This is a genomic window from Streptomyces sp. NPDC051172, assembly GCF_040682555.1.
GTDB lineage: Bacteria > Actinomycetota > Actinomycetes > Streptomycetales > Streptomycetaceae > Streptomyces.
Genome location: NZ_JBFBBE010000214.1, coordinates 1 through 8637, shown reverse-complemented (window position 1 = coordinate 8637; position 8637 = coordinate 1). Strand labels below are relative to the sequence as shown.

General features: G+C 69.6%; 3 protein-coding genes. All 3 read left to right on the top strand.

All coding sequences use genetic code 11. The annotated features are described in order from the left end of the window. On the top strand, nt 1-3795 hold a 3795-nt coding region (locus AB0N07_RS48720), incomplete at its 5' end, for a lonely Cys domain-containing protein (protein ID WP_365847097.1). 111 nt (nt 3796-3906) lie between these two features. Beyond that, a complete protein-coding gene (locus AB0N07_RS48715) occupies nt 3907-4293 on the top strand; it encodes a YbaB/EbfC family nucleoid-associated protein (RefSeq protein WP_365847095.1) in 387 nt (128 codons plus the stop codon). A gap of 109 nt (nt 4294-4402) precedes the next feature. After that, the gene (eccCa, locus tag AB0N07_RS48710) at nt 4403-8416 is read left to right on the top strand and encodes a type VII secretion protein EccCa (RefSeq protein ID WP_365847093.1); all 4014 of its coding nucleotides are present in this window, start codon (nt 4403-4405) and stop codon (nt 8414-8416) included. The last annotated feature ends 221 nt before the right edge of the window (nt 8417-8637 follow it).

Sequence of the window (8637 nt, the reverse complement as noted above, 5' to 3'; positions counted from 1 at the left end):
CTTCACCTGGATCCCTCGGAGCCGGTGGACGAACGGCGGCGTGTCGAGCTGTACACGCTCGTGGACGAGGCGATGGCGGAGAGGCGGGACGGAAGCCTGGCGGCGTTGGGTGCCTTCCACTTGGCCCGGCATGTCGGTCTGCTGACGGAGCGGACGCTGATCGTCGCTCCCAACGGTGACGTAATAGGACGCAGTTTCACGAACAAGAGGGCCCAGTCGAACGTAGCCAGGACGGACATGACCGGCAGCCGTCTGCCCTTCGCATGGGAGGCGGAGGGCGGGCCCGATCACCTGAAGACGGACTTGCCCGGTACGACGGTCCGGATCCCGCGCGATGAGGTCATCGAACTGACCACAATGGATGAGGAGTTGGCGAAGCGGGCCGCGCGGGCTCCGCTGATGCTGGTGGTGCCGAATGCCGGGGACGGCGTGCCGTACATGCCCCGCCTCATCTCCTCCACCCTCAAGCGGCCGGTGCTGGCGCACATCGGCGTTCCCCGGCTGCTCTTCGACGTCAAGGCACAGCGTTACGTCATCAGGACGGTGCAGGGTATACCGACCGGCAAGATGGTCCTCAGCGAACCGGATGACCTGGCGCCGGGCGGGGCGTCGGCTACCGGCGAGAACGGTTTCATCGTTGTGTACGGCGGTGCGCAGCTCCCGGACCGGTACGTGCGGAGTTACACGCTGACCGATCCCCGGACGATGCGGCCGGTAGGCCGCGCGGTGTTCACGCGTGCCGACATGGCGGAACGGGAGCCGCACCTGAGGGACCCGCAGAACACCCAGTTCTTCTCCCGCTTTGACCCGGTCGCCCGGCAGCCGGTCACCGCGATGGAGGCCCCCCAGTGGAAGGGGCAGGACGCCTACCAGCTCGTGATGCATGGCGATCCGGGGTACCTCGGAGTGGTGGACGCCAGGACCGAAAAGAAGTACGCGGCGGTCGGCGACCAGATCGGCGAGTACCTGGCGCGCAGGGACAGCCTGACGACGCATCCGCCCGAGCATCCGATCGTGGCCCGGGCATGTCGGGGCAACGTGGCCTCGGACGACCCGCCGCGCCGGTTCCGCGCCGGCGCGGACGCTCCCTTCGTGGCGAATCCGTTGACGAACCCCTCGCCGTTGCAGCGGGTGTCCACCAGGACCGGCCGCGTACTGATCGCGATGAACCAGGTACACGGCCTGTTCCAATACCCCGGTCAGAACGACGTCTACGAGCTCCTTTACACCTCGGTCCGCGGTGTGCGGGGTACGGTGCAGAGGTTGCGGCCGGAGCCCGGGGAGGAGGTGCTCAGCCGCCTGGCCCGGGTGGCCGGGCTGCACACCGGGCCGGATCCTGTGCTGCCGGTGGAGCTGGAGCACACGATGCTTCTGGTGCGGGCGCTGCGTGAGGTGTTCTGGCATGAGATCGAGGACGACAGGGACGATCCGACCGGGAATTATCAGCGGCTGATGCGTGGCATCGGTGCCCTTGAGCTGATGCGGCGTGCCGATGGCAAGCTCGCCGATGGCGGTGCGTTCACCCTGGACCTGCTGGACCATGTGCTGCGCGCTTATCTCGAACAGTCGGGAACCCCGAAGCCGCGTCCGGCAGCCTTCGCGGATGTCGCCGAACTGCGTGCCGCTGTCCGTCGTGTACTGGACGCGGCGTGGGACCGGCTGGCCAAGGCCAAGGCGTCCGACCCGGTCACTGTGCACGACTTCGTACCGCAGACCGAACCGATGGCCCACCTGGACCGTGCCGCTCAGGTGATTCATGGCATCACGCCGCCGATCGCCGGATACCTCGGGCTGCCGGAGCCTCTGCCCGCCTCAGGACCCCTGCGGGAAAGGGTGTTCTGGGCCTTGGCCAAGGCGGTGCAGGTATGGATGTCGCATCCGCGGTGGGACGTGCTGGTTGCCAGGATCCTGCACCTGGCAGGTCCGGTTACCCCCTCTGACCGGTGGAAGGCGCTGTGGCTGATGACGGCGGCGGCGCTGCGCGGACACGACGTGCACGACGAGGTCGGCTTGGCCGCGTTCGACCTTGCGCAGGAGGGCATGCTCTCCCTGCCCAGCGCGATCGTCTCGTCCACCGGTGAGCACGCGGGCCGCAACCTGACAGGGCGGCCGCTGCAAGGCCCGCTCGTCACCGACGGCTACCTGGTGTCACGGGACGGCACGGTCGCGAACGGCCAGCAACGCGTCGGCCAGTGGAGGAAGAAGGACACCTACTTCCTGGTGGTCGACGGCGATCAGACCCACACCGAGTTCGGCTTGCCCGGCGGTACCACTCTCAGGGTGCCCCACGAGGAGATCGTCGCGCTGCTTCGGCATGATCCCGCCCTGCAAAGTCGGGAGCTGAGCGTTCCTCTCCTCGTCGTCGGCAGGAGGGACAGTCTGGCGGCGTTCGCGCTGAAGGATGCCCTGGCGGCCCGGGAGGGAACGGCCAGGACCACGTTGACCTCCGCCTATCCGGCCAGGGTGGAGCACGACAGCACAGCAAACCGCTACATGATCGTTCTGCACGCGGATCCCGTTCATGCGCCGCCCAAGGACGACTGGACCCGCACCTACCCTCCGGGCCTGACGCACACACATGCTCCCGCCGCGGTCGTCACCCACTCCATGACGAAGGTGCCGGAGGCCGCCGCGTCCGACACAGCCGCGCAGCACGGCACCGTGGTTCCCGCAGCGCAGCTGCCGCAGCACGCGGATCAGCCGTCTGCGGATCCACAGTCGGCGGAAGAGCCGCATGTACTGTCGGAGGGCGACTGGGCTGCCGTTCCCGAGGGTGCGGGACCTCGTAAGGAGTATCTGAACGCCATCGGTCCGGAGGCCGAGGGCACGGACATCTCGGAGACGCTCGACCACCTCCTCCCCATGTCGGCCGAGCAGGACCCGGAGGAAGGAGACGCGCAGCAGGCGTCGGCCGTTGAGCAGTTCGCGGCCGACGGTGCCCGATCCTCCGTCCCGCATCTCATGGAGACCGGCGAGGGGCCGATGCCGAACGCTGCCGTTCACACGGACATGGCGGAAATCATCCCGTCGTTGCCGGTGCTCTTGGAGAAGCAACGGCTCTTCGTGGCGGACGACCGCAGCCACGACCATCAAATGGTTTTCAGGGACGGTCTGAAGCCCCTGGGTAAAGGCCTGGAGATCTCCATCCGTGCCCAGGAGGGGGAGTTCGAGCAGGTCAGCGACGGATTCGTGGGCGCTGCCCGTACGGCTGAGGAGGCTGTGCGGCAGATAAGCAGCGGATACGTCTGGGAGATCGACGCGCCGGGCGCCATCGACGTCGAGGCGACGTTCCACGCGTTGGGCATGACGTACAGGGACACCGGCAGGGACAAGTTCCTCTTCGCGGGCGGCGTCCACCACGACTTCGTCAAGAGTGGCCGGAAGGTCGTCGAGGGGAAGATCACGTCCGAGGAGTTCACGGCCGGCCCCTCTCATCAGCAGCCGGTCGAGCCGGTCGAGCCGGTCGAGCCGGTAAGCCGCGAGAAGCATGTGTTCCTCCCGGTGGAAGACGTGGTGTCCCCGAACGAACTCCAGGGCCTGGTGGCCGAGTTGGGCAGGGACAAGGAGGCGGGCGAGCGGTACGCGCACGAGTTGGGAACGAGGCTGGAGGACCACATCCTTGCCACGCTTTCGGAACAGGGGAAGTCGGCCGTCGGCATCGACGTGCACCTGAGTCTGGAGAACGAGCTCCACTCCCTGGCGGGAATGGCGCTGGCCACTGTGGTCGCGAGCAGCTTCGGCAGTGTCAAGCTTCAGGTCGGTCAGGGGACCTACAACATCTGCCCGCGGCTGTGAGAAGCCGACGAGACCCGTTCGGACCTCGCGTCCGTATCTCTAGGTGGGGCACCGTAAGTCCGGGTGGCCCCACCGACTCTCCGGACAGCACCTCGCATGGAAGGCGGCCGCATGCCCGACGAAGAGCAGATCGACTTCTCCGCGTTCGCGGAGCGCGCCCGGCGGATGCAGGGCGCGATGGCCGACGCCCAGCAGGATCTGCGGACGGTGGAGGCCACGGGGCACAGCACGGACGGCATGGTCACGGCCACCGTGTCGGGCGAGAGCCGGGTCGTGGACCTGCGCATCCACCCCTCGGTGATCGACCCCGACGATCCGGACGGGCTGGCCCGGCTGGTCCTGCAGGCCATCGACAGCGCGCACGACAGCGTCGACGAGCAGCGCACCGAGGTCCTCTCGGGTATCACCGGCGGCCTGCAGGGCATCCTGGCCAGTCTGAACAGCGAGAAGAGCGAGCCCGCCGTCGTGCCGCGCCTGTCGAAGTACCGTCCCCGGTGACCGGACCCGTGCCCCCGCCGCCCGCGGGGGCCCCGGCGCCGTACCGCTGCCCTGTCAAGGGTGAGGCCGCCGCGCTGCATGCCCGTGCGACACAACTTACGGAGCCCTGATGTCCCGGCTCATTTTCCACCGGCCCGCCCGGGTCGTGCCGCCCGCACTGCCCACCGACCCGGTGGTGCTCGCCGCACCGCCGCAACCCGTCGGCAAGGACAGCAACGCCAGTTGGCTGATGCTGCTGATGCCGGTGCTGTCGAGCATCAGTATGGCCGCGTATCTGATGTCCGGCGGGCGCAAGATGCTGGTACTGCTGGGCATCGCGTTCGTGGTGATGTCCATCGGCGCCACCGTCGCCGTACGGATGCAGATGCGCGGTCAGGTCCGCAAACAGAAGATCCGGGCCCGCGACCGCTACCTGGACCATCTGGTCGAGGTGCGTCGGGCCGCCCGCCAGGTGGCCCAGAACCAGCGGACCGTGGCGGTCTGGCAGTTCCCGTCACCGCATCGGCTGTGGGCGATAGCGACCCAGCGGCGCCGGGTGTGGGAACGCCGTGTCACGGACGCCGACTTCCTCAAGCTGTCCGTCGGAACGGGCCGTGCGCCGCTGTCGACTCCCATCCGGATGGCCACCCGCAACGACCCGACAGTGGAGTACGACCCGCGCGCCAAGGAGGCGGCGGACCGGCTGGTCGACTCGATGTCCACGGTCGGCGACCAGCCCGCCGTGCTGGACCTGGCGAAGGCCGGCGTGGTCAGCGTGCTCGGCCCGGCGAAGGTCGCCCGCGAGGCCGTCCGTGCCCTGCTCTGCCAGATCGCGGTGCTGCACGCCCCGGACGACGTGGGCATCGCCATCGCGACCGGCGGCGAGGACTGGAGCTGGGCCAAGTGGCTCCCGCACACCCATGAACCGGACGCCACCGGGGAAGCCGGCGTGGTGTCCCTGGTCGCCGAGGACTTCGAGGGCATCGCCGACCACCTCCAGCAGGTCCTGGAGACGGCGGCCCAGCAGTCGACACGCCGGCTGGGCATGACCGACCGGGACAGTGCGGACACTCGGCGCCGTCTGGTCGTCGTCCTCGACCGCTACCTCCCGAGGGCCGCCTGGGCCCGCTCCCCGCTCGCCGCCGAACTCCTCGCCTCCGCCGGGCCGCAGAGCGCCGTCAGCGTCATCTGCCTGGTGGACCAGGAGAACGACGAGCCGACCCGCGCCGACGTACGAGTACGCATCGACGCACAGGGCGCCGTCACCCTGGAGGGCCGCCGCGCCGACCCGCGCGCCGCCGTGGACAACGCCGTCGCGGCGCGCGCGGAACTGCCGCTGTGCGAAGCCGTCGCCCGGGCGCTGGCCCCACTGCGCCTGTCCATGGAGGGCGAGGAGATACTCGCCCAGACCATGTCGCTGCCCAGCATGCTCGGCATATCCGACCTGGAGAGCTTCCGTCCCGAGTCGCTGTGGGTCGGCGCGCAGGACGAGGAGGTCCTGCGCATGCCGATCGGCTTCGACAGCGGCGGCCAGCAACTCGTACTCGACCTCAAGGAGTCCGCGCAGGGCGGTATGGGCCCGCACGGCCTGGTCGTCGGCGCCACCGGGTCCGGCAAGAGCGAGCTGCTGCGCACCCTGGTCACCGGCCTGACGATGACCCACTCGCCGGAACTGCTCAGCCTGGTCCTCGTCGACTTCAAGGGCGGCGCGACCTTCGCCGGTGTCACCGACCTCCCGCACGTGGCGGGTCTGATCACCAACCTGGTGGACGAGGTCGCCCTGGTCGACCGGGTCAAGGACGCGCTCGTCGGCGAACAGCAGCGGCGGCAGCGGATGCTCCGCGACGCGGGCAACGTCGACAACGTCCGCGAGTACCAGTTGCGGCGCGCCGCCGGTGCCACCGGCGCGGACGGGCAACCGCTGGAGCCGCTGCCGTATCTGCTGGTCATCGTGGACGAGTTCGGCGAACTGCTCGCCACCCGGCCCGACTTCATCGATCTCTTCGTCCAGATCGGCCGGGTCGGCCGCTCCCTGGGCATGCATCTGCTGCTGGCGACCCAGCGCCTGGAGGAGGGGCGGCTGCGCGGCCTTGAGGCCAACCTCTCCTACCGGATCTGTCTGCGTACCTTCTCGGCGGCGGAATCCCGCGTCGTCATCGGTACCCCGGACGCCTACCGGCTGCCGCCGATCCCCGGCTCCGCGTACCTGAAGTTCGCCGAGAGCGTACTGGAGCGCTTCCGCGTCGCCCATGTCTCCGGGGTCCACATGTCGGAGGAACAGCGCGCCCTCGCCGCCGGACCGCCGCCGACTGACCCCGTGCCCTTCGACCTGCGGCTGCCGCCCGACCCCGACGCGGAACGGGAGGAGGAGCGCGAGCACGTACGCCCCATGCTGGAGGGGCCGAGCGAGATGCAGGTGATCGTCGAACGGCTCGGCACGGCAGGCCAGTTGGCCCACCAGGTGTGGCTGCCCCCGCTGCCCCCCGCGCTCGCCCTGGACGACCTCACCGGGCCGGTCGTGGTCCACCCGGAGCGGGGCATGAGTGCCGACTGGTGGGCCCACAAGGGCGCACTGCGCGCACCGGTCGGTGTCCTGGACGTGCCGCTCCAGCAGCTCCAGCAGCCGCTGGTGCCGGACTTCGCCAAGGCCGGTCACCTCGCGGTGGTCGGCGCCCCGCAGACCGGCAAGAGCACCTTCCTGCGCACCCTGATGCTCTCGACGATGCTCACCCACACCCCGGCCGAGGCACAGTTCATCTGCCTGGACTTCGGCGGCGGTTCGCTCCAGCCCTTCGAACGGGCCCCGCACGTCAGCGGGGTGGCCGGCCGGCACGACCTGACGCGCGTGCGGCGTGCGCTGTCCGAGGCGCGCCAGCTGATCGCCGAGCGGGAGCGGATCTTCCGACACCTCGGCATCGACTCCGCCGAGGAGTTCCGGCGGCTGCGCAACACCGACCGGCTGCCGAAGGGCATGCGCTCGGCCGACGTCTTCCTGGTGATCGACAACCTGGGCGCCCTACGCGGCGAGATGGAGGGCGTCGACGAGTTTCTTCTGGACATCGCGGGCCGCGGCCTCGGCGTCGCCGTCCACCTGGTGCTGGCGGCCAACCGCTGGGCCGACATCCGCACGGCGCTGCGCGACTCCATCGCCGCGCGGCTGGAACTGCGCCTCGGCGACCCCGGCGACTCGGAGATCAACCGCCGCGCGGCGCGCGCCTTCGGCCTCGCCGCCCCCGGTCGTGGCATGGCGCCGCCCGGCATCCAGTTCCAGACCGCACTGCCCCGCCTCGACGGCAAGGACACCACCGACGGCCTTGCGGAAGCGCAGGAGGAGGCGCTCGGCAAGCTCGCCGCCGCCTGGTCCGGGCCCGTGGCCCCGGCGATCCGGATGCTGCCCGAACGGCTCACGGCCGGACAGCTGGCGAGCCAGATCCCCGAGGACGACACGACACCCGGCGTGCCCATCGGCATCGCCGAGAGCGACCTCGCCCCGGTGCGCTTGGACCTCACCGACGCCGATCCGCACTTCCTGCTCTTCGGCGACGGCGGCAGCGGCAAGTCCACCTTCCTGCGCGGCTGGATGAAGGGAATGGCGGCGCGCCGCTCGGCGTTCGAGACCCGGTTCATAGTCGTCGACTACCGGCGAGCCCTGTTGGGCGCGGTGGACGAGGAGTACATCGGTGCCTACATCGGCGACGCCAATGCGGCCCAGGTCTACGTCGAGCAGGTCGTCGCCAAACTCACCGAGCGGCTGCCGCCACGGGACGTGACCATGGATCAGCTGCGCGAACGCAACTGGTGGACCGGCCCGGAGTTCTACATCGTGGTCGACGACTACGACCTGGTCGCCAACGGCCGTACGTCACCGCTCAGTCCGCTCCTCGACTTCCTGCCGCAGGCCCGTGAGATCGGCCTGCACATGGTGGTGGCCCGCCGGGTCGCGGGCATCTCCCGCGGTGCGATGTCCGAGCAACTCCTCACCCGGGTCAAGGAGCTGGGGACCGCAGGCCTCGTACTGTCCGGGGATGCGCGCGAGGGCGTGGTGCTCGGGGGCGAGCGTGCGGCCCAGCGCCCGCCGGGCCGGGGTGTCCTGGTAGGCCGTCAGGCACCGCCCACCCTGATCCAGGTCGCCCTGGATGTGTGAGCGGGACGTGGGCGCGAAGTGAGAGTGAGGAGGGGAGCGGCAAGACGGATACAACGAAGCGGAAGTGGAATGGAAAAGTTCACTTCCGGGGAACCTCAGTCCCGACTGTGCTCTCTATGCTCCGCGCATGTTGCGTCCTGCAAGCTGGTCCAGGCTCGCGGGTGGGAGTCCCGTCCGGGTAGACACCGGAGTGCCCGGTAGCAGGTCCCGGTTCGTCGTGG